This is a genomic window from Ovoidimarina sediminis (genome assembly GCF_032586175.1).
GTDB lineage: Bacteria > Pseudomonadota > Alphaproteobacteria > Rhodobacterales > Rhodobacteraceae > Ovoidimarina > Ovoidimarina sediminis.
Genome location: NZ_JAWHTE010000010.1, coordinates 13963 through 39603, shown reverse-complemented (window position 1 = coordinate 39603; position 25641 = coordinate 13963). Strand labels below are relative to the sequence as shown.

Genomic DNA, 25641 nt, shown 5'->3' with positions numbered 1-25641 from the left:
GTCGATATCCATGCCGACGCTCCATCCTTGCCGTTAAGACGGAGCGCTCTTTGACTTGGTAAAACCAGCGAACAAACGTGGCGTTTGGAAATGACGTGTCCGTGCATTCTGGGGGCGCGATCAGAGTTGGGAGCCGATTGGAAGGATCCGGTAGAACTTCGCCACAAAATGATCCCAGGGCGATCCTGTCGGCTCGTAGTAGTAGATCCGCCGCGTTCCGTCCGGGTCAGTCTGGGTCCAGGAGATCCGATCGTCTTCTTCCAGCCGAACCGCAAATGTTTCTGCCTCAAGGACCTCTCTCAGTGCTTTCGACGCACTCGCCGTGAACTCGGCTGAGTCGATCAGTATACCCATCTCGGTATTGATGTTTACTGAACGGGGGTCCCAGTTGAAGGAGCCGACAAAGAGATACCGGCCGTCAATCGTGAATGCTTTTGTATGCAGGCCGGATTGGGACTGGCCCCAGTTGACACCGCGTCGTTGTTCGCGATCCGCATCGGGGCGAAGCTCATAGAGTTCGATCCCACCTTCGAGTAGCGCCCGCCTGTCCTTTGCGTAATGCGCGTAAACCGGTTTGACGTCATTCGACGCCAGCGAATTTGTTACCACGGACACCTCGACGCCCTGAGCCTCAAGCTCCTGCAACCATGCGGTCCCGCGCTTCCGCGGAACGAAATAAGCGGAGATGATCTCTACCTTTGACGTCGCTCCGGCGAAGTATCTCGCGAGTTGCGAAGCCAGTATCTCTTCGTCGTTGTCCTCGCCTGCTGCTTTTGAAGGCGGATCCGAATACATCCGAGCAGGAACCCAGTTGAGCGACAATGTGGATTGGGTGAAATTCTCTTCGGCCGCCTTGCGTACGACAGTGGCATATTCCGTTTCACGCGCGTCACCCATGATCGCCTTGAGGCGCTCTCGCGCTTCGGTGAGCGTAAATCCTTCAGGCTCTCCGACGACCGCGCTGGCAGGCACGGCAAACTTGCTGTTCCAGTAGTCGTCGAAATTTTTCGATACCTCGTCGACCACTGGCCCGGCGGCCAGAACATCGAGGTCCGAGTAGTTCATTTCCCGCTTGGCAAGGAAATACTCGTCGCCGATATTGCGCCCTCCTACGATAGTAATCGCATTGTCGGCTGTCATTGATTTGTTATGCATCCGGCGGTTGATCCGCTTGAAATCGGTAAGGCCGGCCGTCAGAAGGCTTTGGTCCCTCCAGAACGGATTGAATAGTCGGATTTCGATGTTCTCATGAGCGTCAAGAGCCGCCGTCGCGGCGTCATAACCTTCAGTGTCCATGTCATCGAGCAAGAGCCTAACCCGCACGCCCCGGTCGGCGGCTTCAAGAAGGCTCCACGCGAAGATCTGGCCGGTGAGATCGTTGTGCAAGAGGTAGTACTGGGCGTCGATCGTTTTTTCCGCTGCCGCGGCGAGCGCGAGCCGGGAGGCGAACGCCTCTTCCCCGTTGCCGATCAGGCGAACTCCGGACCGGCCGTCGCCGGGATCGCCCAGGCTCCGAACCGCGCGGGCCAGCTTTGTATTTGTCGGCTGATCTGGCGCGTAGGACGGCGTCTGTTCGAATGAGCGGTCGCCACCAGAGCATCCGGCGAGAAGAGACAGGGCGAGCCCGATCGCAACAAATAACGGCTTCATACAGTCTTCCTTTGGATTGTTTTGGGCGCTTAGCCCCTTACGACGCTCTCTCTCGCATCATTGCGTTTTTGTGCCTCTATCGACAAGAACCAAGTGGGAACCGGGACTGCGGTAACAAACAACCAGACAGAAGATAGTTGCCTTGCTCTCTAATGTGCGGCTACTCATGAACGAAAGATGATGCTTAGGGTCAGGACCCATTGATTTCCGCGTAGGGGCGTGTTTCACGGCTCGAAAACCGAGCGGTGAACATGTCTGATCTTTTCTGGCTGACGGATGCGCAGATGGCGCGCCTTGAGCCCTTTTTCCCGAAGTCCCACGGCAAACCACGGGTCGACGACCGGCGTGTATTGAGTGGGATTATCTTCATCAATCGCAATGGCTTACGTTGGCGCGACGCGCCTGCAGCATATGGCCCGCACAAGACCCTCTACAACCGCTGGAAGCGGTGGAGCGATAAGGGCGTCTTCGCCCGGATGATGGCAGGTCTGGCTGCCGGGCACGGCGAACAGAAGACCGTCATGATCGACGCGACCTATCTCAAGGCCCACCGAACAGCGACCAGCTTGGGCGTGAAAAAGGGGGGCGTGGACGCCTGATTGGCCGGACCAAGGGCGGCATGAACATTAAGCTGCATGCCATCTGCGACAGCCAGGGCCGACCGCTCAACCTGTTCGTCACGGCCGGTCAGGTCAGCGACTACATCGGCGCACGGGCATTGCTGAGCAGCCTGCCTGACGTCGACTGGCTGCTCGGAGACCGCGGATATGATGCGGACTGGTTCAGAGAGGCGTTGAAAGACAAAGGCATACGCGCCTGCATCCCCGGACGAAAACAGCGCAAGAAGACTGTGAAGTACGACAAGCGCCGATACAAACGTCGCAACCGGATCGAGATCATGTTCGGCAGGCTTAAAGATTGGCGGCGTGTGGCAACCCGATACGACCGCTGTCCGAAGGTCTTCCTCTCAGCCATCGCTCTGGCTGCAACTGTCATTTACTGGCTTTGAAACTCAATGAGTCCAGACCCTACAGGTATATATATGAAAAACGCGATCTATCTTTTTACCACGATATTAACCCTCTGTTTTGCGTATCCTACATTTTCTCAGGAGCTCGGGCATTCTTTCCCCGATCGGGAGATTGAATACTCGCCCTACCTGCAGGAGGACTTCCCAAACCAGGTGTTCTTCGGCGATACGCATCTTCACACTGCCTTTTCAGCCGATGCGGGTCTTGCCCTCGCGACCACGACGCCGGACGATGCCTTCCGCTTTGCCAAAGGTGAGGAAGTCATCTCTTCGCAAGGCATACCGGCACGCCTGAAAAGGCCGCTCGATTTCCTGGTTGTGGCTGATCACTCTGAAAATTTGGGCATAGCCATCGCGTTAGAGGAGCAGAGCCCGCTTCTTGACTATAATGACTGGGCCCGTACCCTTGCAGAAACCTACGCGCCGCGGACAATCGACGCGCGCGACGAAACCTATGTACAGTGGTTCGGGGCTGTGAACACACCGGGCGGAGGCGACCCGATGGCCGGGTCCGGTCTCGACGAAACCATGTGGTCCCGCGTCACCGAGGCAGCAGAACGGCACAACCAGCCCGGCAGCTTTACCGCGTTCATTGGCTACGAGTGGACCTCGGGCCCTGACGGCAACAACCTGCATCGGAACGTCATTTTCCGCGACGGCAAGGAACTGGCGGACCAAGTCGTCCCGTTCTCCACTTACAACAGCGATGATCCAGAGGATCTCTGGCAGTGGATGGCCGACTACGAAGAGTTGACGGGTGGCCGCCTGTTGGCCATTCCACACAATGGAAACCTCTCGAACGGGCTGATGTTCGACGACGTGACCCTGTCAGGCGAACCGCTCAGCGCAGACTACGCCGAGCGCCGGCAGAGATGGGAACCGATCTATGAAGTTACCCAGATCAAGGGCGATGGCGAGGCGCACCCGATGCTCTCGCCGCAGGATGAGTTTGCCGATTACTATACCTGGGACAAGGGCAGTTTTGGTGAACAGCCCAAGACGCCGGAAATGCTGCCGCGGGAATACGCCCGCGCGGCCTGGAAGCGCGGATTGGCCTACGAGGCCGAACTCGGCGTGAACCCGTTCAAAATGGGTGTGGTGGGCTCTACTGACAGTCACACTGGTCTTTCGACAGCGCAAGAGAACAACTTCTTTGGCAAGGTGACACTTGTTGAGCCGACGGCCGACCCAATCCGCTTTGAGGAGCAGATCACTGGCCGTTTCACGCCGGACGATCCGTCGGATGACCAAATTGTCGGAGATGGACTTGCGGCGGGCCTTGCCGCGGTCTGGGCAAGGGAAAACACCCGCGAAGCGCTCTGGGATGCGATGAAGCGGAAGGAGACCTTCGCGACCACTGGCACTCGGCTGCGCGTGCGTGTCTTCGGTGGTTTCGGCTTTGAAGAAAGCGACCTTGAACGCTCGGACTTCGCGGCCCACGGCTACAACAACGGTGTTCCCATGGGCGGCGACCTGGCTGCGGCTCCGGAGGGTGCGGCGCCCGGGTTCCTCATCCGGGCAATCCGCGATCCCGACGGCGCGAACCTCGACCGGGTACAAATTATTAAGGGCTGGACAACGCCCGACGGCACGACCGAGGAACGGGTTTTCGATGTCGCGTGGTCGGACGATCGCGAGCTGGGAGCGGATGGCAAGCTGCCAGCGGCCGGCAATACGGTCGACGTCCCGGCGGCGACCTATACCAACTCCATCGGCGAGCCGTTCCTTCAAGGCTTCTGGCAGGACCCGGACTTCGATCCGACGCAGCGCGCGTTCTACTACGTCCGCGTCCTCGAAATTCCGACGCCGAGCTGGCTGACCTACGATGCCGCATTTTTCGGTGTCGAGATACCGGAAGGCAAGCGAGCGACGCAGCAGGAGCGCGCCTATACCTCGCCGATCTGGTACACGCCACAGGGTTGAGATGGGATGACGGGGGAACGGCGGAACGCTCCCCCACCTTGTTAGCGTTGGAGACCGGCGCGGTACATTACACCATACCTTCGCTCGTCTCACCGGTTTCTTCGCCATAGTGGCGACGCAAAGAATCTGGCCTAGTTAAAACGGATGGAGCGACCGGACGATACCGTGTTCACCCCACGTGAGCCAACACTTCCCGCTTTCGGCCATTAAATTTATGGCATCTGGACGATGGATGCTCCCTACCGTACAGAGAAAAACCGAGCTAAAAAGCACCGATGAACCTGCGTGGGATCCTTCATTCACCGCTCTTCCATTTCTTTGCGCTTGGCGCGTTGATCTTCATTGTTTTCGCAGCCCTCGAAGACGAACCTACCGCGGCGCCACCGGGTGAAATTATCTTGACTGAGCAAGACGCGAGTCGCCTGGTTCAGCAGTTCACCGCCACATGGAACCGGGAGCCGACGAGGCAGGAGCTCGACGGGTTGATGCGGTCCTGGGCGCTGGAGGAGGCCAATGTCCGGGAGGCCCTCGCTCTCGGTCTCGACCGCGGCGACGCGGTTATCCGGCAGCGGCTGAACCAGAAGATACGCTTTCTCGCGGAATCGGGTGCCGCTGCGCTAGAGGCAAACGACGCCATCTTGCAGTCTTATCTTGACGAGGCCCCCGAGCGCTTTCTGCAGCCGGCTCGCATTGCCTTCGACCAGATCATGTTGCCGCCAGATGCCGCGGTGGACGAGGTTCGAGCCGCCTTGGAAAGTGGGGCCGCGCCTTCGGAATTGGGTTCACCGAGCTTGCTGCCGCCCTCAGTTCCGATCACGCCCGCGCCAATCATCGACCGGACCTTTGGAGAGAGGTTTCACGAAGCGCTGGTCGATTTGCCGAAGGGCCGATGGGAGGGGCCGGTCAAGAGCGGGTATGGGCAGCATCTTGTGCGGGTGACCGACAGAACCGACGCATTTCTCCCTCCGCTGTCCGAGATCCGCGATCGTGTAGAGGCCGAGTGGCGCGCTTTGCAGATGCGGGAGATGCGCGAGACCTTTGGTCAGGCACTGCTGGACCGTTACTCCGTTACTTTGCCGGATGCGGAAAAGGTGCTGAACCAATGAAGCGGCTTCTGGTGGCCGTGCTGATCCTTATCTCCACCTGCTTGCCAGCGCCTCTCTCGGCCCATGCGCTCGATCCAGGCTACCTTGATCTGGCTTCCATGGGGCAGGACCGCTGGAGGGTAATTTGGCGCGCGCCTGATTTGAGCGGCCGGCCGATGCCCATAGACGTGGTTTTGCCCAGAAATTGCACCAATGGGACACCTCCTCCGCCTGTTTTCGACGGGCGCGCATGGACGACCGGCTGGGTCGCTACCTGCCCGGGCGGGCTCGAGGGCGGTGCGATCGCAATCGAGGGGCTCGACAGGACACGCACAGACACGCTGGTCCGCTACGAACTCCAGCCAGGACGGGCGCAAGTATATCGCCTCACCTCGGCCGAAACCGCGTTTACCGTTCCCGAAAATCCCGGTGTGATCGATATCCTGTGGAGCTATATCGGGCTCGGTGTCACGCACATTCTTGAGGGCGTCGACCACCTGTTGTTCGTCTTCGCGCTCATGCTGCTAATCCGTGGCCGCAGTAGGCTTTTCTGGGCAGTCACAGCGTTCACAGGCGCCCATAGCATCACGCTGGCGGCAGCCTCGCTGGGTTGGCTGAACGTTCCGCCTCCGCCGGTCGAAGCGGTGATTGCGCTTTCTATTGTGTTTCTCGCCTATGAACTGTCTCTACCGCCAGAGGCCCGTGATCCGGTGGCTGGGCGCTATCCCTGGGTCGTATCGTTCGCCTTCGGCCTTATGCACGGTTTGGGCTTTGCCGGAGCGCTACGTGAGATTGGCCTCCCCGAGGGTGACATTCCGCTGGCACTTTTCTCGTTCAACGTGGGCGTCGAGATCGGTCAGATCCTGTTCATCATTCTAGTCCTGGCACTAAGAGCCGCGGCCTTACGGTTATATCCCCAAATCAAGACCCGAACCGACCCCCTGACGCGGGTCGCAAGCTATGGCATTGGCAGTACAGCATCCTTTTGGATGATTGACCGGATTGCGGGTTTTTGATCGCGAGCCTTGAACGCGGTCAACAATTTTCGCGATGACGATTTCAGTCGAAATTCGTCACATAATTTCTACCGGTCGGGGCTTCAACGAGCCGCGCCTTTTCCGCAGAATTTGACAATTAGATTCGCTGTGCCACTTTAATCGGATGACCGGTCGCATGAATACCGTAGGCGCGGTCAGCCAGAGACGGGTCTGCCGGGAATAATCCAGTTACACCGAGGCGTCCCGCCTCTGGCTATCGGAACTCCTCCCCCGAATTGGAAAATTCAAACCTAGTTAACCCACGTCGGATTCAACTCTATGTACAAGCATATCTCGTAGGAGTTGAAACTTCACCCGGTTCGCGCTGACCTGACGATAAAACGAAATCAGATACATCGTGGGATCCCTCAGCCTGTCGAGCCCGATGGTAGCCGCGACGACCGTCCCCACATCAGTCTTTCCCTGTGCCACGAACCACCCACCAAGTACGAGGACCAGAACCGTGCCTCCACCGTTTATTGCGCTGAGAACGAATTTGGTCGAAAGCTTCCACCTGAACATCTTTCGCCTGGTCTCATAGATCCGGTCGAATTCTTCGGTGACCTCCTGCGAGATAGACTGGAGATCGGCGGACGCTATCATATCCGTTGAATGGCGCAGCATACGAACGCGTTCGGCCAGAAATGCGTTAACTTTACGCTGCGTGAAAAGGACAATCATGATCTGTGGCAAAATCATTGAAAAAGCGATTACTCCGAGCCCCGGCTGTGTCGCCGCCACGAAGCCTACGACGCTTATGAGAGTGCCTACCTGCATCACCGGTTCCGAAAATGCGCTCCCCGCAAATTTTCCAAGGTCTTCGGCTTCTGCCGATATCGCGGTGGACAATGCTCCCCTGTGTCTCGCGCCTTGGGATGCAGGATCCATGACGGCGTCGGATACGAGCCCATTGCGGATGCGACGAATTACGTCTTCACCCAACAGTTGGGACAAATATCCCATTAGCCACTTGAGGCCAAGGCTGGCAAGAATTACTCCCGACATTCCGGTTCCCAACAATAAAAGTTGAGAGATTGCGAAGGACCCAGTGGAAATAAGGTTGACGATTTCTTGCTGGAATTTAAGTGGCGCGGCCGCAAGCGCGGCTATTCCTATCGATAGCACGACGAGCAAGATTTGTTTGGGTCCGCTTACTCGCCATATCGCGCGATACATTTTTAACATGAGCGGTCTCTGTGCAGAGGTGCCCTAGTTGGACTGCTGTTCTGTGGTGAACCGGCTGGCACATATTGTCAACGATTAAGAGGATATGTCTATGTCATTTCATCCAGTTCGTTGTGACATTCCAGGGGAGAGCTGGAATCGGTTCGGTAATCAAATAATCCCATGCCAGATTAGGGACCAACCGAGAGCCAGAAGAGCCGGCGCAAGAATGCGCGATAACCTATCTAATTTCAGTGCAGTTTTCTCACGGTTCGTGAGAACCAACAGGCCCGATATCAGCGCTTCTGTCATCGATAGAAAGACCAACGATATTGACCAGATCAGGATCTTGTCGAGCACTGTGAGGTATCCCAGAGCTGGCAAACTTCCGGAAATAGACAGCATGAAAGCTATCATAGTCAGCATAGACGTCGCGCCGAGACCGATCTGAAACTCGAACCGAGTTGGGGGCACCCAAAAGATGAACCAGGACATCGCGACAACGAAACTCAGTGGAACCATTATACGTAGCACATAGTACATTGCGTTCCGGGTGGCGCTGATCGTAAGGGTAACAGTACTTACATTCCGTCCATCGACTTCTCGTAAATTCGAATTTGACTGGATGGAAATTCCATCGACTGTCCAACCTTCGAGATTAAGTCGATCGGCTAGCCAACTTTCGCTTTCATCGATCCGAAAAAATAATTCACTGGCATCAGAGTTGATCGGCCCGAAAACTATTCGGAAGTTTTGGCTGTCGAACGGGAATTCTTCGAGGTTGTGATAACTTGAAAACCTTCCGGTCAGTCTTTGGCGATAAGATATCAGGCCATCTTCGCGAACGACGACCTGCTCGCGCGCCTGTTCGAGCCGTGACCGTGCATTGGAGGAGTTGTATACGTATATATCCGGCGTCCAAACTTTCGCCCTTTGAAAGCGGCATCCCTTCAATTTGGCGATCCGAGGGTCTGCCCAAATTAATCGAACGAAAAAATCGATCTCAATCTGCTGGTTAAGATCATCTACGCCGAGAATATCGGAAACTATAAATGAAACTGTTATTTCGGTTGGTCGCGCTTCCGGCTCGGGCCGTTGATCTGTTCGCATCAGAGGGAGCTCGCACAAGGCCATGGCAAAATTGGTCGAAAGTATGAGTGCCAAGATCGTCAAAAACACTCTCATCGGTGCGCGAATCCATCGAAAACCACTCTTGGTCTGTAGCTTCCTGCAAGTTCATTTTTTTTTCAACTTCTAGCTGATAAGCGCAGATTGGCTTCACAACTTTTTCAAGAGGGGTTTCAACAGCGGCGCCACCTTAAAAGGTTACATAAGGATGGTGATTTAGGGCCTTCCTGTAACGGTTTGCCTTCGATGAATCTGCGAGGTGGACTTTCGTTCTTCGTGCTCTAAAACTGAAATGGGGAGTGTTTAGCTACCGCTATTCTATCTAGGGAGACTCTTTAATGTTGAGAAAAGGGCTTTTGAGTGTCGTTGTTGCTTCTTCATTAGGCGCTGCCGCCTACGCTCAGGAGGAGCGTCCGAACATTCTCGTGATCTGGGGAGACGATGTCGGGTGGGCGAACCTGTCTGCCTACAATCACGCAGTCATGGGGTATTCCACTCCCAACATCGATCGGATCGCAGAAGAAGGCATACTGTTCACCGATCATTACGCGCAGCCAAGCTGTACCGCTGGACGTGCCGCCTTCATAACGGGGCAGTATCCGATCCGGTCAGGGATGACGACAGTGGGGCAGCCAGGGTCTCCATTGGGTCTGCAAGTTGAGTCGCCGACCCTTGCGGAGTTGCTGAAGGCAGAAGGTTACCGAACCGGGCAATTCGGTAAGAACCATCTTGGCGACCGGAATGAGCACCTGCCGACCAATCACGGCTTCGACGAGTTCTTCGGGAACCTGTATCACCTCAACACGCAGGAAGAGGCGGAGCAGCGCGACTACCAGCTGTTCGCCGAATCCTACTCAGGTTCGCTGGAGGCCTATGAGGAGCAATTCGGCACGCGAGGCGTGTTGCACACATTCGCCACCGAGGAGTTCGACGCGACCGAAAGCGAACGCTTCGGCGTGGTCGGCAACCAGACGATCGAGGATACTGGGCCGCTCACCCAGGAGAGGATGAAGACTTTCGATACCGAAGAGATGATCCCCAAGGCGCTCGACTTCATGGCGGCCTCGCAGGAGGCAGGAGAGCCGTTCTTCGTGTGGCTAAACACCAGCCGTATGCATCTCTATACGCGTCTGCGTGATGAAAGCCGCTATCTGGCAGAGGAATACACCTCCGAATACGATTTCTATGGCTCAGGCATCATCGAACACGACAACGACATTGGCAGCGTTCTCGACTGGTTGGACGAGCAAGGACTGAGTGAGAACACAATCGTGTGGTACTCGACCGACAACGGGCCGGAGCATTCGTCATGGCCGCACGGGGGCACGACGCCGTTCCGGGGTGAGAAGATGACGACATATGAAGGTGGCATCCGGGTGCCGTCGGTAATTCGCTGGCCCGGCGTTCTGCCTGAAGGCGTGACGCGAAATGGAATTCAGGCGCACGAGGACATGTTCACGTCTCTTGCTGTTGCTGCTGGTATCGAAGACCCTGTGACTCGTGTACGCGAGGAAATGGATCAGTACATCGACGGTGTTAACAACCTACCTTACTGGCTAGGAGAAGAGGAGCAGTCGGCGCGCAACCATATCTTCCACTACTATGAAAGCCAGATCATGGCTGTGCGCATGGGGCCTTGGAAAATGCACTTCTCCACCAAGGAAGACTACTATGCTCCGATCCAGCCACAGACGATGCCGATGATGTACAATCTTCGGGCAGACCCCTACGAGAGCTATGATGACATCAGTGCCCAGGCTCATCTGCTCCAAAAGATTTCGTGGCTGTTCCAGCCGATGAATGTACTGATGGCCGAGCACCTCCAGAGTTTGGTGGATTTCCCCCCCGTGCAGGGCGGCTCGTCCTTCGATATGTCGAATGTGGTGGAGGATTTCATTAGCAAGGGTATGCAGTAGAAGAAGGCCAAGATTTCAAGCGGGGCGGCGATGGCCGCCCCGCTGTACTGTGGGTGGCATCCCCCGATCTTGAGGAATATTAAAGTATTTGGAGCAAGCCGATCACCGGCTCATTACCCTCTCGCTATCCAGGACCTAATAGAATGCATAGAATTGCAGTATCCGGACTAACTGTCGCCTTCACCTCGATTGCATTGCTCGTATCTGCAACGCACACGCGAGCTGCGGAAAGCGGCGTGGGTTTCTACCTGCTGGGCTCGCGTGGGCCCGCAGCGGGTGTCGTACCACCGCCGGGAACATACCTCCAGAACGATTTATACTTTTATTCGGGGTCGGCAGAAGCGAGCCTAAATATACCGACGGGCGGTCGAATTGTTGCTGGTCTGGAGGCTGATGCCGTCGTGAACCTGGTCAGCATGCTTTGGTCCACGCCCACCGAGTTCTTAGGTGGCAACCTGGCCTACTCAGTGACACTGCCGATTGGGTACCAGGACGTGGAAGCATCGCTCTCACCCGGACCACTTTCGGTCTCGAGGGATGTGTTCACATTCGGCGATCCCGTTATTGGCGCGCAGGTTGGCTGGCACAGCGGCAATCTGCATTATACCGCGGCGACGCTGATCAATGTTCCAATCGGTGACTATAATGAAAACAGCATTGCCAACGTGTCGTTCAACCGATGGGGTGCCGACCTTACGTTTGCCGTAAGTTATATCGATCCAGATACGGGGTGGGATTTTTCGGCTGCCGTTGGGACAACCTTCAATGGAGAGAACAAAGACACAAACTATGAAACCGGTGATGAATTTCACTTCGAATGGGCTGTGTCGAAGTCGCTATCGCCAGAATTCTCGGTCGGCGTCATCGGGTATCACTATAAGCAGCTGACTGGAGACAGTGGATCCGGGGCCGTGCTTGGAAGTTTCAAGGGAGAAGTCACCGCAGTCGGGCTGACGGCAGCCTATAATTTCAGCATTGCGCAACGTCCGGTTTCCTTGCGCGCGAAGTACCTCAACGAGTTCGACGCTCGGAACCGTCTTGAAGGAGAAGCACTTTTCCTGACACTTGCCTTGCCGTTCTAATCCGCAAATGATGCGTCCCGGTAATTTTGCAAGAAGTACCTTCTCGCCAATCGGCATCGATGTAGGGTCTGTTCTTACGGGTTCAATTTTCGTCTGGCTGGTTGCTTCGGTTTCTTGGCCAAGTGGTGCTGTTGCGAACCCCAATTATGTCGGATCAACAGCGTGTGTGGAGTGTCATGAACGAGAGGCAAAGGCCTGGAGAAAATCGCATCACGCGCTCGCGTGGACGTGGCCGTCTGAGGATACCATCGTTGCAGACTTTGACGGTACGAGCTTTTCGCAGGATGGGATGACCGTTCGCTTCAGCATGAAGGATGGGGAGTATCGGGCCTCAGTTACCGAACTTGATGGCACGACCAAATCTTACAGTGTTCATTCAGTGGTCGGGATCGAGCCCTTACAGCAATATTTGTTTGAGACGGAACCGGGGCGTCTTCAGAGCTTTGACGTCGTTTGGGACCGGCTGGAAGGAGAATGGTTTCACCTCTATCCGGATCAGGAACTTTTGCCTGACGACGGTCTTCATTGGACGGGCCCGTACAAGAACTGGAATTCGCGCTGCGCGGAATGCCACGCAACTGGCTATGAAAAGAACTACGACCCAGCAAGGCGGAGCTATGCTTCGAGGCAAGCGGAAATTGGCGTAGGGTGCGAGGCGTGCCACGGTCCCGGCAGCGCGCACCTCGAGTGGGCCGAAAAGCATCATATCGGTAAGGATTATGGTGTGGATCTGGATGAGTTCGGATTTACCCAGTCCTTCGCGTCGACCGAAGCGACCGTCCAGCAATGTGGGTCATGCCATTCTCGACGGGAAACACAGGCCCGGACGACGCCGACACCCGGTACGCCATTTCACGATAGCTATGATCTGGCGACGCTTCGCCCCGGCCTTTATCATGCCGACGGCCAGATACTGGACGAGGTATATGTTTACGGATCTTTCCTGCAGTCGCGGATGTACGAAAAGGGTGTCGGTTGTAAGAACTGCCATGATCCGCATTCGTCGAAGCTAATCGCGACGGGGAATGCCGTCTGTACACAGTGTCATTCTCCGGCTGGGAACATTGAATTTACCAGTCTCAGACGTGATCTCTACGACGACCCGAGCCATCATTTTCATCCGCAGGGTTCTGCTGCGGCGCAGTGCAAGTCGTGCCACATGCCGGAAAGGGTATACATGGGAATCGATTGGCGTGCCGATCACTCTTTCCGTGTTCCCAGACCTGACCTTACCTCCGAAACCGGGGCGCCTGATGCATGTACATCTTGCCATGAGGACCGGGATCCAGCCTGGGCGGCGGCTGAGATAACGAGCCGGTTTCCAAACGGTCGGATCGGAACAGAACACTATGGGCAGACGCTCGCAAAGGGACGTAGAGATCCGGAAACGGCTGCACTCGACCTTGTCGGGCTTGCCTTGGACAGATCACGTCCCGGGATTGTTCGGGCTACGGCTCTCTGGCTTCTCGAAGATGCCAACGCCCCCGGAGAGTTAGAAAAACTATCTCAGCTTGTTTCAGATCCAGATCCTATTGTCAGAGCGGCGGCGGCCCGGGCTCAAAAGGCCGCGCCGCCGGACGTGCGTTTCCGAGTTCTATCCGAAGCTCTCGAGGATCCCGTCCGGACTGTCCGTATCTCAGCTGCGCGCGCGTTACTCGGTGTCCCAACAGATGATTTATCTTCTGAGCAAAGAAATAACTTCGGTGCCGCGATGCGGGACTGGAGCAATGCATTGGCCGGCCGCCTCGACTTCCCGGAAACGCAGTTGCAGCTTGCTGGTATGGCCCTGACCATGCGGGCAATCCCTCAGGCACTTTCCGCGTTCGAGGAGGTGGTTCGCCTTGACCCGCAACTTTCGGATGCCTGGGTAATGATCGTGAGGATAAAAGCGGCGACAGAAGGCAGAACGGCCGCGCTGCGGGCATTAGACAGGGCGCTGGAAGTCCTGCCGGACAATTCCGCCCTTCTTGCCATTGCGTCGGATCTTGGCCGCAACTGAAACGGCGGCGGAGGAAGGACTTGTCCATGAATGCATTCCTGAGCATTTATCGCGGTTTACGAGATGTCTTTTCCAATCCGCGTGTGATGGGTCTGATCGGCTTCACGTTTACACTGATCGCAGGAGCAACGATCGCATTTTGGCTGGTCGAGGGCTGGCCGTTGATCGATGCCGCCTTCTTTGCGGTGGTCACGATATCAACCGTTGGGTATGGTGATTTGACCCCTGAGACCACGTTTGGAAAGATCATTTGCATCGTCTACATTATGGTCGGATTGGGTGTTTTTGTGGCGTCAGCGAGCGCGGTAGCGGAAGCGTTGTTGAAGCGTCGGTTGGAAGACCCTGACAAAGATTAAATTGCAACTCGCGCATGGATACCCTCTGCGTGCTTTGAACTCGATCAAACACGATTGGTGTGACGCCTTCCAAGAAATCAGGTGAGAAATGTTAACCTGTCAGACGAAGCTGACATGATCACAGGAGAGTAGATGTTGAGGTCAATGAGCAATTTCAACCGTCCAATGATGTTTGCATTTTTTCTGTTCGGACTTGTTCTGAGCAGTCCTGGGCAGGCCCAGTTTGCGAGTATCTTCAAGGATACCGACCTGACTGCGGCGGACATTTCAGCGGCTGAAGAGGCTGGGCGCCGCCTTTTTGCAAGCGGGGCGCCTGTGCCGGGCACGAAGATTGGATGGCGCAACGAGACGTCGAAGTCGTTCGGCTTCGCGAAGATAGCAACCGTGAGTGAAGATCGTCGATGTGCAGTGGTTGAGCATTCCCTCAACGCCAAAGGTTCGGAAGTGGCAGAAGTACTGCGCTTCAAGCGTTGCATGAGTTCAGACGGTCGATGGTTGCTGGAGTAACCCACAAGGTCCCTCCTGAGTGAGCTTCGTGCCATGCGACTGCAAGCGATTGAGGCGGACAGAAATCGCCGGAGATTTACCTAGGGCGGTCGTTGAAACGGACCACTGTAACTCCGTTCGAATTCGTCATTGACAGCAAAGCGTCGTTTCGGACAAAGGCAGTAGCAGAGCTGAGCGCGTCGAGCACGTCCTGCTCCAGCTTTGCACGATCATCTGGGCAAGCCATTCTCGTGCCTGCCATCGTTTCAGGAAAGGCGATGGTTCGGTCACCGATGGAGGCCGATCCGGCGAAGCGGTTGCATCCGGCATACAGCGCGAAGCTGCCGTCAGTGTCGAAAACGATAGTCGGCGGGTCTTCGAGGATCAACATGCGACCTCCCAGTTCGAAGGCTGCCCATTGCACACCGGCGATAGGGTTCGCGGGTGCGGTGGCCGCGGATGACGGTGTCGCGGACACAAGCAGAAGGTCCACATCGTCGGGCGCGCCTCGGGTTAGAACCGGGGTAGCGGTCGTTGAGCGGAAGAGGACCTGGTCACCCGAATAGATCGAACCCCTCACAGTGTAGCTGTGCCTTTCATCAATCTGGTCCTCATCTACGACAAGGCGAAGCGTCATCGGCACGCGAGAGATCGCGACGCGCTGGAAGTTTAGGACTTCAGCGGGTGAGTCAGCGCGCGAAACATCCTGAATTTCGACCTGAACTTCGGCTTTCGGTGGCAGTGCGATCCTCTCTCGATAGCTTACCGTCACATCTACGGTCCTTGTTTCGGCTATCGAGCCTGAAGCCAGGAAAACTGAAACAAAAATAGCAACAACCGCCCGAGTAACAGCCAGCATGCTTCGAACTCCTCAATTTTTACCCGAAAACTGCATTAGTCCGAAACACGTATCGTTGGTTCGGCAGCAGCAGTCTATTTCCCGTAAACACAAGCTTCATATTCGGATTCACGGGTGGTCTGGAACAGTAGCGCGTCGGGGTTCAATTCCAAGCGCAAACCGGATTTGTGCCGATATTGTATCGTCCGTCAAGACAAGCAACAGGCAGGGTCTTGATGCAGGGCGGGCATCCATGCGACCTGATGAATAGACCATGATGAGCAGGAGCCATCCAATGACCGGTACGCGCTTTTCCAGGCTTCTGAAGGATCTGCTACTCGCTCTCATCAATGCCACGCTTCTTCTGGCTGCGTTGTGCCTGTGGCTCGGGTGGAGCGTCCTTTCGACTGTTGAGAACGTCAGCGAGAATATCGCCTCGACAACAGACAACATCAGCGAGTTGGGGCAGCAGGTTGGTATGGTGGCCGGAGAGATCCGGGAAGTCAGGCGGGATATTGACGCATTGGCGGATCGTGAAGAACCGGTGATCCTGGATGGGCTTTACACAAGGCTCGACGCGCTTGAAGCGGAATTACATGATCTGAACGAGAGACTTGAACAGATCCGGACTTCATCCACCGAACTTATAGACTACGCCGTCGCGGCAATACTTCGAGAAATCGAAGATTTGGTGACCGACTGGATCGGGAGGTTTTCTGGCGCGTCCTCAGAAACGGGCGCATAGTCAGAGCAGAGGGGCGAACAAGCGGGCAATGTGCGAACCGACCCGAATGGCGAGTGACCGGCCCTCGAAGGCTGTCTTTACTTCGAATGAGCGGGCCATGTCCCGTTTCAGAAACTCCTCGGTCTGCGCAGCGATTGCCTCGTCAAGGACAGTCACCATCATTTCGAAGTTCAGCCTAAACGACCGATTGTCCAGGTTCGAGGTACCGATGGCCGCGAAGCCATGATCGACGAGGACAACCTTCTGGTGCATAAAGCCTTCCTTGTATCGAAAGATCCGCACTCCGGCGCGTAGAAGCTCCGTGTAATAAGCGAAGGAGGCCAACCAGGGTAGCCAGTGGTCGACAGCATCCGGAACGATCAGTCGGACATCCCGACCAAGCAGCGCCGCGTGCTTCAGCGCTACGAGGACTTCCTGATCCGGGACGAGATAGGGCGAGGCGATCCAGACACGATCCTGCGCAGCTGCGATCGCGTTAAAAAAGAACAGGGTGCCGGTGTCCAGCACATCGCCTGGACCGGTGGGCACGACCAATGCGGACCGGTTCTCGGGCTGTGCTTCGGGCGACCAGTGTAACTCGTCGATAAGGTCAGTGCCGATCACCCAGTGCCAGTCCTCGGCAAATATCAACTGAGCTTGCGCGACGACCGGGCCCCGCATTTCGAGGTGGGTATCGCGCCATGGCCCAAACTCCTCACTGCGCCCGAGATATTCGTCACCGACGTTGTGCCCGCCGACGAACCCGGTCTGTCCGTCAACCACCACGGTCTTCCGGTGATTTCTGAAATTGATTTGGAAGCGGTGCCGAGGGCGGTTTCCACGTGCGCGGGCGGCGACCTCCACACCGGCCTTTCGGAGCAGGGAGGTATAGTCCTTCGAAAGCCCGTGGCTTCCAACCGGGTCAACTAGAAATCTGACCTTGACGCCACGCTCCGCCGCTGAGATCAGATGTCTCTGAAGGTCACGCCCGATCTCATCGTCGTGGACGATAAAGAACTGGACGAGAACGTAGTTCTTGGCTTGATCGATCGCGGCAAAGATGGCCTCGAACGTCTCCTGCCCATCGATCAGAATGCGAAACGCATTGCCGCCGACGGCTCGGAAATCGGCGATTTTCTCTAGTGCTGTTGGGTCCACGGCGGGCTTGGACGCCATCGGATGTTCGATCTGCTGATACTCCACCCCACGTATTACGCGCTCGCTCGAACGGCGCGAAATCTCGTAGCCCCTGTAACGGTGGTGACCGAAAAAGAGATAGGCCGGAACTGCAATGACCGGCGCCGAAATGAGAAAAATCGACCAGCCAATAGAGCTTTGCGGGGTGCGCGCCGAGGTGATTGCCTTCCAGATACAGTAGATGGCTGTGATCTGGATAATGATCGCGCCACCAGCGATTAAACTGATTGAATTCATGTCGGCGGCCGGTGATGGATTGCTTCGATCAGCATAGGTGAAGGTTTTCCGGGCTCCAATAATAAGTCAATATCCGTTGTGCGCCTGTAACCTGCGATGTTCCTTGCAATCCTCCTTGCTGAAGGACAGTATTTTCGGAACTTTACGGGAGACTTACATGCGGCTTCTACGCTTTGTCTTGGTGCTGGTAGGCCTTTGTGTCGTTGCGATCTTCTCCCTCCGGATTGCGTTTCCGCTGCCCGATCGCCCGGATGTCGCGGCAACACGTGCCATTCCGGGGAACGCAGGAACGACCCTCGGGGCTGCGGTAACAAAGCGGACCGCAGCGCACGAGGAAAAAAGCGGAGTGGTGTCTCTGTTCGATGGGCGGGATGCCCTTGCGGCGCGCATTTTGCTTGCCCGGCGTGCGGAAGAGACAATTGATGCACAATACTACATTTGGCAGACCGACACTACGGGTTGGTTGCTTCTGGATGAGCTCAGGGCGGCGGCAGAACGGGGAGTGCGCGTTCGCCTCTTGCTGGACGACAACGGCATTCCAGGCCTTGATTCGGTGCTGGCGGCACTGAACGATATGGAAAATTTTGAGGTTCGCATCTTCAATCCCTTCACTCTTCGTGAACCAAAACTCGTATCCTATTTGTTTGATTTTCCGCGGCTCAATCGGAGGATGCACAACAAGGCGATGACCGTCGATGGTGTCGCCGCGGTCATTGGCGGACGCAATATCGGCGACATCTATTTCGCTTTCGGCGATGGAACGGCCTACTTCGATCTCGATGCTCTGGCGATCGGACCGGTCGTCGACGACGTTTCATCAAATTTTGACGAATACTGGACGAGCGAGTCTTCCTATCCCGCCGAGACGGTTCTTCCGGACGGTACCGGGGGGCTTGCAGCGATGGAGAGCGCAACGGCAATAGCGCGCGATAGCGTCGCCGGGTCTGGGTACCTCGAAGCCGTCGCCGAGGCGCCACTTGTCGAGCGTATCGTGGCCGGAGAGCCGATCTTCGAGTGGACAGACGTAACGCTTGTCAGCGACGATCCGGAAAAAGGAATCGGGAACACAGACAGAGATGTCTTGCTTATGGGGCGCATCACCGCGATCCTTGAGGCTCCGACAAGTCGGGTTGACATTGTCTCGGCCTATCTTATCCCCGGTGAAGCAGGCACACGGTTGCTGACCGGCTATGCCGAAAAGGGAATAGAAACCCGGGTCGTCACGAATTCACTAGAGGCGACGGATGTGGCGCCGGTCCATAGTGCATGGGTGAAGTACCGCGACGACTTGATAAGGTCGGGCGTCGACGTACTGGAGCTGCGCGCCAGTCCCGAGCTCGAGCAATCTTCCTCACTGGCCCGGCTGCTGACCGGTTCCATGTCGAGCCTACATGCCAAGACCTTCGCAATAGACGATGCGCGGATCTTCATTGGGTCGTTTAATTTCGATCCGCGCTCGGCCTCACTCAATACTGAGATGGGGTTTCTCATCGAAAGCCCGACCATGGCGCAAACCCTCTCTCGGGCACTCGACCAAAGAAACATATTCTACGAAGTCGAGGAAGGCGACGACGGATCGTTGCGCTGGATTGAAGATCGGGGCTCGGGCGAGCGGGTTGTTTACGATACCGAACCCAATACTTCCGCCATGCAGCGAATGATCGTGCGCATGATGGGCTGGCTGCCTGTTGAATGGATCCTGTAAAGCGATACTGCGCGGATTCTTGCGGTATCGGTGAGACCACTATTCCTTCCTGACCTGCTTGAAGACGTATATTGGAAGAAGCATGGTGGCGACCAAGGCTCCGAGCCACACGAGGAGCGTTGCTGCAAGCAGATTGGCGATCCCGCCGATTGCCATTCTGGGCATGAGAAGATCGGTGACTAGAAGCCCGAGAAGGATGGTGACAAGGGCGATTCCACCCATCAATTGCGGCGCCTGCTTCATCGAAAGCTTGGTTACCAGAGGTCCGGCGATCGTCTGAAACGCGGAGAAAATTACAACCGCGACGATGAATGCAGTGAAGTCGATGCTGAAGCCGGGCAGGAGCAGTACGGCAGCAAGCAAACCGGCTGCATTTGCGGCGAGGTAGGTTGCAATCGAGATTATAAACTTCATGACGATCCTCACTCCGTTCTGTTGATGTCCGAACATCCCTAAGCTGGTCGCCCGGATTGAAGTTTGAGAATTATCGTTTGAAAGTTACCTGTCCAGCGTTATTTTGCGCCGTGATCGTTAGCCATGGGAAATCGTGTGCGATTCGATAGCGGCCAGAAAATGCTGGTAGAATTTGGCTAAGATATGAACATGCTCGCTACTAGGATCATTATCAAATTCGATATGGGAGAGGCAAAATGAATAGCCCGATAGTCACAGTTGTCATCGGCGGACTTGCCGTTGTTGGGGGCATATTCGCGTTGCTGAACCCACTTGCGGCGACGTTCACTGCCGAGCGGATTGCTGCTTGGTTCTTCATGATCGTCGGTGTCTTACAGATCGTTTCCGTGTTTGGCGGAGACGGCGGCATGGGAACGCGGATCCTCAACGTGCTTATTGGTATCGTGTCGCTAATCATCGGGTTCTCTCTCTTTACCAACCCGCTCGCAGGTGTGTTGTCGCTGACGCTGATGGTCGCATTTCTTTTTCTTGCAGGCGGTGTTTCGAAGATCGTTCTTGCTTTTATCGCCGGGATTTCGAAATTCTGGCTGGTTGCGCTGAGCGGGGCTATTTCGATTGTCCTTGCCGGTATGATCTTTTCGAATTTTCCAGCGTCTGCCGCGTCGATCCTGGGCGTCCTTCTTGCCATAGAACTGATCTCAAGCGGCGTGTCGCTTATATCTTTCGGGGTGGCGAAGCGGGAGGTGCCTGCCTGATTAGAACAATGGGTCGACAGAATATCCTGACCTCAATTCAGCCACACGGCCCCCGTTACTTTTTTAAGCTCGGCGCTGCTATTTCGAGCTCTGAAGGGCCCAGATGTTGCCGGCGGTCGGAATAAGATTCGATCTGGCACCAGCGAGCCGTCCCTCCAGTAGAAGCTGGCGTAAATCCTCTCCCACCTCGGAATTGTAAAGGTGGTAGAGGTGACCCGTTGGGCTTCGCACCTCAAGTGCGCTTACACTGATCGCCTCGACGCCCTCAAGGCTGGCAAAATCGTTCCCGGCCTCGCCCAGACGCGAGTAGCCCTGCAACCGAGCCGACAGCGCCAGCGGCCGGTCAGTGTCGGTATAGTAGACGGTCAGACTTCGCACGATCGGGCGTATGCGCGGCAGAAGCCTCTGGAAAATCCCGAAGTCCATGTCCGGCGCAAGAAGTGCGACGTTGCCCAGCCGGATCTCCGGTTTGCGAGAGGCAAGCTCGTAAAGTGCTAGGGCGACACCGCGTGCGCCGAGACTATGCCCTACAACGTTAACTTCAAGGTGCCCGAAACGATTCCCAAGGGCTTCGATCTGATCGGCGATGTCAGGAACGCTCCAGTAAAGATCGGCCTCATCTTGGGCATAGTTGAAGATTGCGCCATCTGATGGCCAGCTGAACCACAGCATTGATCCCTCTATTCCGGCGTTCTCCTGGAAGAGCGTGGCACGCCGACAGCCCTTCTCAAAGTCAATAAAAAAGCCATGAATGTAGAGTGTTACGGGGCGTCCTTGGGCCGACGTTTCAAGTGAAGTCCATGTTTCACGACTGTCTGTCTCGCGAATGAAATCAACACTCAAAAACTCGTCTGGCAGGTGAAACGGCACGGTCTGCGAAATCGGCGAGAGAGCACTGAAAAGCGTCTCCTGGATGCCGCACCAGCCGCTACTGAGGGTTCCGCGCCCAACGCCATAGAAGCGTTCTGGTGTCTCATTACCAGTCCTATCGCGGACCGTGACATAGTGGATGCCGCGCAGGCTCTCGGCGTTCTGCGCAATAGCCCAAAGCGGATAAGTCGGCATTGCGAGTAATGCGATTGCGAGGCTTAGAGCGACATGAGGTCTTCGAAAGATTTCAAGGAACATGCCGGAGCGCGCCATTATCATTGCTGTCTCCCTTTGAAGATAGCACTTTCGACGCTTAACAGAAACTCGACTATTGCATCTTCAGCGGTGGTTGGTTCGCATGATCTGCCTCGTTCGCGCAACCTTGCGTACAGACGCAGCAATATTAGACAACAAAGCGGAACATGCTATCTCTCAAAGGAGGATGATCTTGAGGGGCAAGCCGTGCCCTGAACCCATCCGGTTGCTAAACTGGTGGCTCGATCATGGGACGAGACTCGGAGGCACAATGATCAAGAAGCTTGCCATTACGCTGATCCTTTTTGGTTTACCAGGTCACGCTACAGAAGGCCGAACTTGGAGTGAGGCTGGGGACTGGGTCATATTGATCGACCCTGAAAATGGGAACGGCTGTTTCATGGAGAAAGAGTTCGACGATGCGACGCTGGTCCGCATGGGACATGTTCCCAACCGGCGGGGGGGGTTCTTTGCTGCGTACAACGCAGGATGGACGGAACTTGGTGAAGGAAAGATCGAGGATCTCCGGTTCGATTTCGGGGACGCACTATTTGGGGGAGAGGCAGAGATCGTGGCCGAGAGCGACCGACCGGGTGGCTACGTATTCTTTGATAATCCCGGTTTCATCGACGAGTTCGCGAAAAGAAATTCGGTGTGGGTCTACCCGAAGGGCGCGGCAGGGTTTGAGATCGATCTCAAAGGGACCTCCGCCGCCCTGGCCGCCGTGCAGAGTTGTCAATCCGAGCAATAGGTCTCGGGTTTCACGACGATATACGCCCATCGATTTACTGCAACTGCAGGATATCCGGCCGGCACGGAACCCGGTTTAGCGGCATGACGTCGGCGCCGTCGGCCCTGCGTTGCCGGTTCCCGCCGATCAAAAGATCAAATTTCGGATCGTTGAGCGGACCGGTTACGTTGAACGGCCATGCGCTGCGTGACAGGGGCTCGCCCACAGGCCGAGGACGTCCATGGATGTTGAGGCTGTTGCCGGCTACGTCGATGTCGCCGTGGAGCACGAATTGGACGCGCTCGGTTTCAACCACCGATCCCTCCGTCGAAATCTTGCCTCGGTCGATGCGTATCGGCGCGTTCGCGCAAACGAGCCGGGTGTAGCCCTGCCTGCGCTCGTTCGAGAACAACCATGGCATAATCCCAAGTCCGGCGAGTTCGAGGAGGCTTGACGCAATCGCGCCATCGTCGACGCGGATTGTAACACCGCCACTTGCAGCTCCGGCGAATGCCTTTGGAGACGAGAACGGACCTGCAAGGTCGAAATCCGCCGAAATGGTCCCGCGGGCATCCATGTCGATATCTGCCACTGCAAGTACATCTCCCAGGTCCCAACCGCGGGCAGTGCCCGAGACGCGCAGGAGATTTGAATCCGATCCAAGATCGGCGTCAGCATTGATGGTCACGAGACCACCACCGTATTGGAAGTTCAACGGCCCGAATCTGAATTGTCCGTCTTTGGCTATCAAAGTGCTGTCTAGTTCGGTCACACCTTTCGGTCCGACGATCTTCTCGATGTTGATGCTAAACTCTACGTCGGCGTTTCTCAGCAGCGTTGACGGCTGTAACATCTCTCGAATGGCTGCAATCCCGTCCTTTGGCTGGACAAGCGGCTGTACACTCCGGTCATCGTCGAGGACAAGCTGTTGCACTTCGCGCCCGTCTTCAATTTCCTTGTCGTCGGCAAGCTCCTTCATCGCGACAATAAAATTGCGCAGGTTTTCCACGTCGGAAAGGATGAGCTCCTGGCTGTTGAGGCTTCCTCTGGCTCTGGGTACGTCATCCTGAGCCGAAAGCTCCAGATCCAATCCGAGCAGGGTTCCGCCCGATACCAGGTCCGCATCGATGTCTGCCGCACTCGCATCTGCGCCGAATTCGAGTGTTAGGCGAAGGGGATCCGCCGCCGCGGCGCCCGCATTCATCGCCGCTAGGAACGCCTCTGGGGAGGGTATCTCCAGAGCGACGGACAGACCGGCGCCTTCAAGCCGGGTTACGTCGGGCCATGTCCCGCTTGCCGCGAGGCTCCAGACATCCGTTCCAGTAACATTCGCCGCGAATCTCTCCACGCGGACCTGGCCGTTGCCATCTGAGACTGCGACGTTCGCATCGAAGCGCCCGATATCGCGTCCAAGGCCGTCGAATCCGCCGACGACGAGTGAGGCCGGTACCGAAACGACCCCGGTGAAAGCGTATTCTCGAAGATTGAGCGCGTCGCCGATCGACCCGGTGGCCGACACAATCGGAACATCCCCGACGCTGACTTCGGCCGCGATGTTCTGGATTGACAGCTTTCCATCCTCAGTTCGCTTGATGCTCCCGACCGAAACAGGCCCGATCTCGTCCAGCCCATGGTTCCACGTGTTCGTCTCCATGATGAGTTCTGTGACTGCGAAATTTTCGAGATCCCCAGTGACCCGGGCATCTAGTGCGGATATACTTAAATCTTTGATCCTCTCGGCCGCTTCCGGGCGCGCGCTCCCCGGGTTCAGCGTCGCGGCCACGCGCAGATCAAAGTCCTTCCCTAAAAATGGTCGGCTTAGTCGTCCCGAAATGGCCAGCTCCCGGCCGTTTGCGAACGTGACGTTTGACTGAACATCCTCGAACGCGACCTGGCCGCCCTCGAACGCCACGGCCGTATCGAACGACGCCACGCCGTCGTAACTCAGATCGAGACCCGCAGCCTGAAGGACTTGGGCGAGCGAGCCGACGGCGACCGAGAGTTGCCCGGCTCCTACGGGCTCGCTGCCTGCAGCTGCCTCGGGGCCGGCGTAGTGGAACGTCGTGTCTCCCAGGTCAGCCGAAATGCTCCCGCTTCCGTCTCCGGGGAAGCTGGCCGCAAGATTGAAGTTAACGTCATTGACCGTGCCAGCCGTGTCGATCTGCGCCCCTCCTTCGCCGATCGCTTCGACGTCGAGGTTCTTGAGCGAAAAATCGAACTCGAATGCGCTTGGTGCGTCTGAAACGTGGAGTTCCAGCGCACCAATATGGATCGATCTTCCGTTGAGAAGTTCGACAATCTCGGCGGCGGTTCTCCTCTCGTTTGCGCTCGAGCGTTCTTCGGGCTCAACACCATTGTCCGCTTTGGTGAGTTCGGCAAGTGACCCGGACCAACTCTTGGTGCCGTCTTCGGCGATCAGCAGATTCGCCCGCATTCCATCCACGACGACTTCGTCAGCACGTATCTTGCCTGTGAAAAGCGCGGCAGTTTCAAGCTTGAAATCCGCGCTATCCAGCGCGGCGAGTTCAACCTCGGCCATGGTCTCGCTCGGGATCGTCAGGCCGGACACCGATACCGAGACATTGCGCCCAATCACGGCCCTGACATCGCCTCGAACCTCGACAGGTTGCCCGATCCGCGATGAAAGCACATTTTCCGCCAGCCCACGCCGCATATCCGAGAAGAGTGGAAGGGCCAGGAAAAGCCATCCAGACAGAAGGGCCAGAGCCAGGATGCCGAGTGTCACGAAGACAATGTGTTTCATGATCTGCATGTTGGCTCCCTCGTATCAAAGGTGGTTAAGAGCAATTTCGATCTTCCGCGCCCCTTCTTGCGATCGCGAATTGCGACAAACCCAACCAACCAATACGGTAAGCAAGAGACTGTTCGCCGTCATCGTTCCAGCCGCGTTCGAAGCTAAAGTGTGTGCCCCCAATGAGATCGATGCAGGGTAACAGTAGACCGGCTGCTGGCTCAGCAACAAGGTGTAGGATTCACGCATCTCTTTCCCAAGGCGAGCGATGCTTTGAAAATCTTGGCAGAGACGGGCTCTGTCAGAGA

The 25641-nt window shown here is 56.3% G+C and carries 21 protein-coding genes; 13 read left to right on the top strand and 8 right to left on the bottom strand.

The genetic code is table 11. The annotated features are described in order from the left end of the window. Window positions 1–120: 120 nt before the first annotated feature. Window positions 121–1650: a phospholipase D family protein gene (locus RXV90_RS12900; protein ID WP_316649177.1), complete on the bottom strand. Its 1530-nt coding sequence runs from the start codon at window positions 1648–1650 to the stop codon at window positions 121–123. Between the two features lie 251 nt (window positions 1651–1901). Here RXV90_RS12900 and RXV90_RS12895 point away from each other — a divergent pair. The 4 genes from RXV90_RS12895 (at window position 1902) to RXV90_RS12880 (ending at window position 6704) form a co-directional block, all read left to right on the top strand. Further along, a protein-coding gene (locus tag RXV90_RS12895) for an IS5 family transposase (protein ID WP_316649176.1) occupies window positions 1902–2659 on the top strand; the annotation gives its coding sequence in 2 pieces (ribosomal slippage) (window positions 1902–2223 and window positions 2223–2659; 759 coding nt in all). Window positions 2660–2692: 33 nt separating this feature from the next. Beyond that, complete coding sequence (locus RXV90_RS12890) at window positions 2693–4603, top strand: DUF3604 domain-containing protein (RefSeq protein ID WP_316649175.1); 1911 nt, start codon at window positions 2693–2695, stop codon at window positions 4601–4603. 275 nt (window positions 4604–4878) lie between these two features. Further along, a complete protein-coding gene (locus RXV90_RS12885; RefSeq protein WP_316649174.1) occupies window positions 4879–5709 on the top strand; it encodes a peptidylprolyl isomerase in 831 nt (276 codons plus the stop codon). Continuing rightward, window positions 5706–6704, top strand: coding sequence for a HupE/UreJ family protein (locus tag RXV90_RS12880; protein WP_316649173.1), 999 nt, complete (start codon window positions 5706–5708; stop codon window positions 6702–6704). Before RXV90_RS12885 ends, RXV90_RS12880 begins: the two co-directional genes overlap by 4 nt. A gap of 276 nt (window positions 6705–6980) precedes the next feature. Here RXV90_RS12880 and RXV90_RS12875 read toward each other — a convergent pair whose 3' ends face one another. Beyond that, entirely contained in the window at window positions 6981–7850 is an 870-nt protein-coding gene (locus RXV90_RS12875; RefSeq protein ID WP_316649285.1) for an ABC transporter transmembrane domain-containing protein, read from the bottom strand. A 210-nt stretch (window positions 7851–8060) separates the two neighbouring features. Further along, window positions 8061–9062 carry a ligand-gated ion channel gene (locus RXV90_RS12870; RefSeq protein ID WP_316649172.1) on the bottom strand — a complete coding sequence of 334 codons (1002 nt, stop codon included), beginning with the start codon at window positions 9060–9062 and terminating at the stop codon, window positions 8061–8063. A gap of 293 nt (window positions 9063–9355) precedes the next feature. Here RXV90_RS12870 and RXV90_RS12865 point away from each other — a divergent pair, with 293 nt between their 5' ends. From RXV90_RS12865 to RXV90_RS12845, 5 genes are all read left to right on the top strand, one after another. Continuing rightward, window positions 9356–10933, top strand: coding sequence for an arylsulfatase (locus RXV90_RS12865; protein ID WP_316649171.1), 1578 nt, complete (start codon window positions 9356–9358; stop codon window positions 10931–10933). Window positions 10934–11076: 143 nt separating this feature from the next. Continuing rightward, the gene (locus tag RXV90_RS12860; RefSeq protein ID WP_316649169.1) at window positions 11077–12015 is read left to right on the top strand and encodes a SphA family protein; all 939 of its coding nucleotides are present in this window, start codon (window positions 11077–11079) and stop codon (window positions 12013–12015) included. 7 nt (window positions 12016–12022) lie between these two features. Beyond that, window positions 12023–14014, top strand: coding sequence for a multiheme c-type cytochrome (locus RXV90_RS12855; protein ID WP_316649168.1), 1992 nt, complete (start codon window positions 12023–12025; stop codon window positions 14012–14014). A 26-nt stretch (window positions 14015–14040) separates the two neighbouring features. Then, a complete protein-coding gene (locus RXV90_RS12850; RefSeq protein ID WP_316649167.1) occupies window positions 14041–14370 on the top strand; it encodes a potassium channel family protein in 330 nt (109 codons plus the stop codon). A gap of 144 nt (window positions 14371–14514) precedes the next feature. After that, window positions 14515–14877 carry a hypothetical protein gene (locus tag RXV90_RS12845; protein WP_316649166.1) on the top strand — a complete coding sequence of 121 codons (363 nt, stop codon included), beginning with the start codon at window positions 14515–14517 and terminating at the stop codon, window positions 14875–14877. Between the two features lie 76 nt (window positions 14878–14953). Here RXV90_RS12845 and RXV90_RS12840 read toward each other — a convergent pair whose 3' ends face one another. Beyond that, entirely contained in the window at window positions 14954–15715 is a 762-nt protein-coding gene (locus RXV90_RS12840) for a YbaY family lipoprotein (RefSeq protein ID WP_316649165.1), read from the bottom strand. Window positions 15716–15989: 274 nt separating this feature from the next. Between RXV90_RS12840 and RXV90_RS12835 the strand changes: the two genes are divergently transcribed. Next, window positions 15990–16439 (top strand): hypothetical protein, encoded by a 450-nt coding sequence (locus RXV90_RS12835; RefSeq protein ID WP_316649164.1) that lies wholly within the window; start codon window positions 15990–15992, stop codon window positions 16437–16439. Here RXV90_RS12835 and cls read toward each other — a convergent pair whose 3' ends face one another. Continuing rightward, the gene (cls, locus tag RXV90_RS12830) at window positions 16440–17852 is read right to left on the bottom strand and encodes a cardiolipin synthase (RefSeq protein WP_316649163.1); all 1413 of its coding nucleotides are present in this window, start codon (window positions 17850–17852) and stop codon (window positions 16440–16442) included. A gap of 157 nt (window positions 17853–18009) precedes the next feature. On the opposite strand from cls, the gene RXV90_RS12825 reads away from it, so the two are divergent. Then, window positions 18010–19557 (top strand): phospholipase D family protein, encoded by a 1548-nt coding sequence (locus RXV90_RS12825; RefSeq protein WP_316649162.1) that lies wholly within the window; start codon window positions 18010–18012, stop codon window positions 19555–19557. A 39-nt stretch (window positions 19558–19596) separates the two neighbouring features. Here RXV90_RS12825 and RXV90_RS12820 read toward each other — a convergent pair whose 3' ends face one another. Continuing rightward, window positions 19597–19971, bottom strand: coding sequence for a hypothetical protein (locus RXV90_RS12820; protein WP_316649161.1), 375 nt, complete (start codon window positions 19969–19971; stop codon window positions 19597–19599). A 236-nt stretch (window positions 19972–20207) separates the two neighbouring features. Between RXV90_RS12820 and RXV90_RS12815 the strand changes: the two genes are divergently transcribed. Continuing rightward, window positions 20208–20726, top strand: coding sequence for an HdeD family acid-resistance protein (locus RXV90_RS12815; protein WP_316649159.1), 519 nt, complete (start codon window positions 20208–20210; stop codon window positions 20724–20726). Window positions 20727–20804: 78 nt separating this feature from the next. Here RXV90_RS12815 and RXV90_RS12810 read toward each other — a convergent pair whose 3' ends face one another. Beyond that, window positions 20805–21875: an alpha/beta hydrolase gene (locus RXV90_RS12810; protein ID WP_316649158.1), complete on the bottom strand. Its 1071-nt coding sequence runs from the start codon at window positions 21873–21875 to the stop codon at window positions 20805–20807. A gap of 247 nt (window positions 21876–22122) precedes the next feature. Here RXV90_RS12810 and RXV90_RS12805 point away from each other — a divergent pair, with 247 nt between their 5' ends. Further along, on the top strand, window positions 22123–22602 hold the full coding sequence (locus tag RXV90_RS12805) for a hypothetical protein (protein WP_316649156.1): 480 nt from the start codon (window positions 22123–22125) through the stop codon (window positions 22600–22602). A 34-nt stretch (window positions 22603–22636) separates the two neighbouring features. On the opposite strand, the gene RXV90_RS12800 is transcribed toward RXV90_RS12805, so the two are convergent. Next, a complete protein-coding gene (locus tag RXV90_RS12800; RefSeq protein ID WP_316649155.1) occupies window positions 22637–25354 on the bottom strand; it encodes an AsmA family protein in 2718 nt (905 codons plus the stop codon). Window positions 25355–25641 lie beyond the last annotated feature (287 nt).

Bases quoted from the DNA above. Each gene is read 5' to 3' on its own strand.
- RXV90_RS12860 (WP_316649169.1), top strand. From the start codon at position 11,077: ATGCATAGAATTGCAGTATCCGGACTAACTGTCGCCTTCACCTCGATT.
- RXV90_RS12840 (WP_316649165.1), bottom strand. From the start codon at position 15,715: ATGCTGGCTGTTACTCGGGCGGTTGTTGCTATTTTTGTTTCAGTTTTC.
- cls (WP_316649163.1), bottom strand. From the start codon at position 17,852: ATGAATTCAATCAGTTTAATCGCTGGTGGCGCGATCATTATCCAGATC.
- RXV90_RS12880 (WP_316649173.1), top strand. From the start codon at position 5,706: ATGAAGCGGCTTCTGGTGGCCGTGCTGATCCTTATCTCCACCTGCTTG.
- RXV90_RS12835 (WP_316649164.1), top strand. From the start codon at position 15,990: ATGACCGGTACGCGCTTTTCCAGGCTTCTGAAGGATCTGCTACTCGCT.
- RXV90_RS12845 (WP_316649166.1), top strand. From the start codon at position 14,515: ATGAGCAATTTCAACCGTCCAATGATGTTTGCATTTTTTCTGTTCGGA.
- RXV90_RS12810 (WP_316649158.1), bottom strand. From the start codon at position 21,875: ATGATAATGGCGCGCTCCGGCATGTTCCTTGAAATCTTTCGAAGACCT.
- RXV90_RS12800 (WP_316649155.1), bottom strand. From the start codon at position 25,354: ATGCAGATCATGAAACACATTGTCTTCGTGACACTCGGCATCCTGGCT.
- RXV90_RS12885 (WP_316649174.1), top strand. From the start codon at position 4,879: ATGAACCTGCGTGGGATCCTTCATTCACCGCTCTTCCATTTCTTTGCG.
- RXV90_RS12890 (WP_316649175.1), top strand. From the start codon at position 2,693: ATGAAAAACGCGATCTATCTTTTTACCACGATATTAACCCTCTGTTTT.
- RXV90_RS12820 (WP_316649161.1), bottom strand. From the start codon at position 19,971: ATGAAGTTTATAATCTCGATTGCAACCTACCTCGCCGCAAATGCAGCC.
- RXV90_RS12805 (WP_316649156.1), top strand. From the start codon at position 22,123: ATGATCAAGAAGCTTGCCATTACGCTGATCCTTTTTGGTTTACCAGGT.
- RXV90_RS12815 (WP_316649159.1), top strand. From the start codon at position 20,208: ATGAATAGCCCGATAGTCACAGTTGTCATCGGCGGACTTGCCGTTGTT.
- RXV90_RS12900 (WP_316649177.1), bottom strand. From the start codon at position 1,650: ATGAAGCCGTTATTTGTTGCGATCGGGCTCGCCCTGTCTCTTCTCGCC.
- RXV90_RS12825 (WP_316649162.1), top strand. From the start codon at position 18,010: ATGCGGCTTCTACGCTTTGTCTTGGTGCTGGTAGGCCTTTGTGTCGTT.
- RXV90_RS12855 (WP_316649168.1), top strand. From the start codon at position 12,023: ATGATGCGTCCCGGTAATTTTGCAAGAAGTACCTTCTCGCCAATCGGC.
- RXV90_RS12850 (WP_316649167.1), top strand. From the start codon at position 14,041: ATGAATGCATTCCTGAGCATTTATCGCGGTTTACGAGATGTCTTTTCC.
- RXV90_RS12865 (WP_316649171.1), top strand. From the start codon at position 9,356: ATGTTGAGAAAAGGGCTTTTGAGTGTCGTTGTTGCTTCTTCATTAGGC.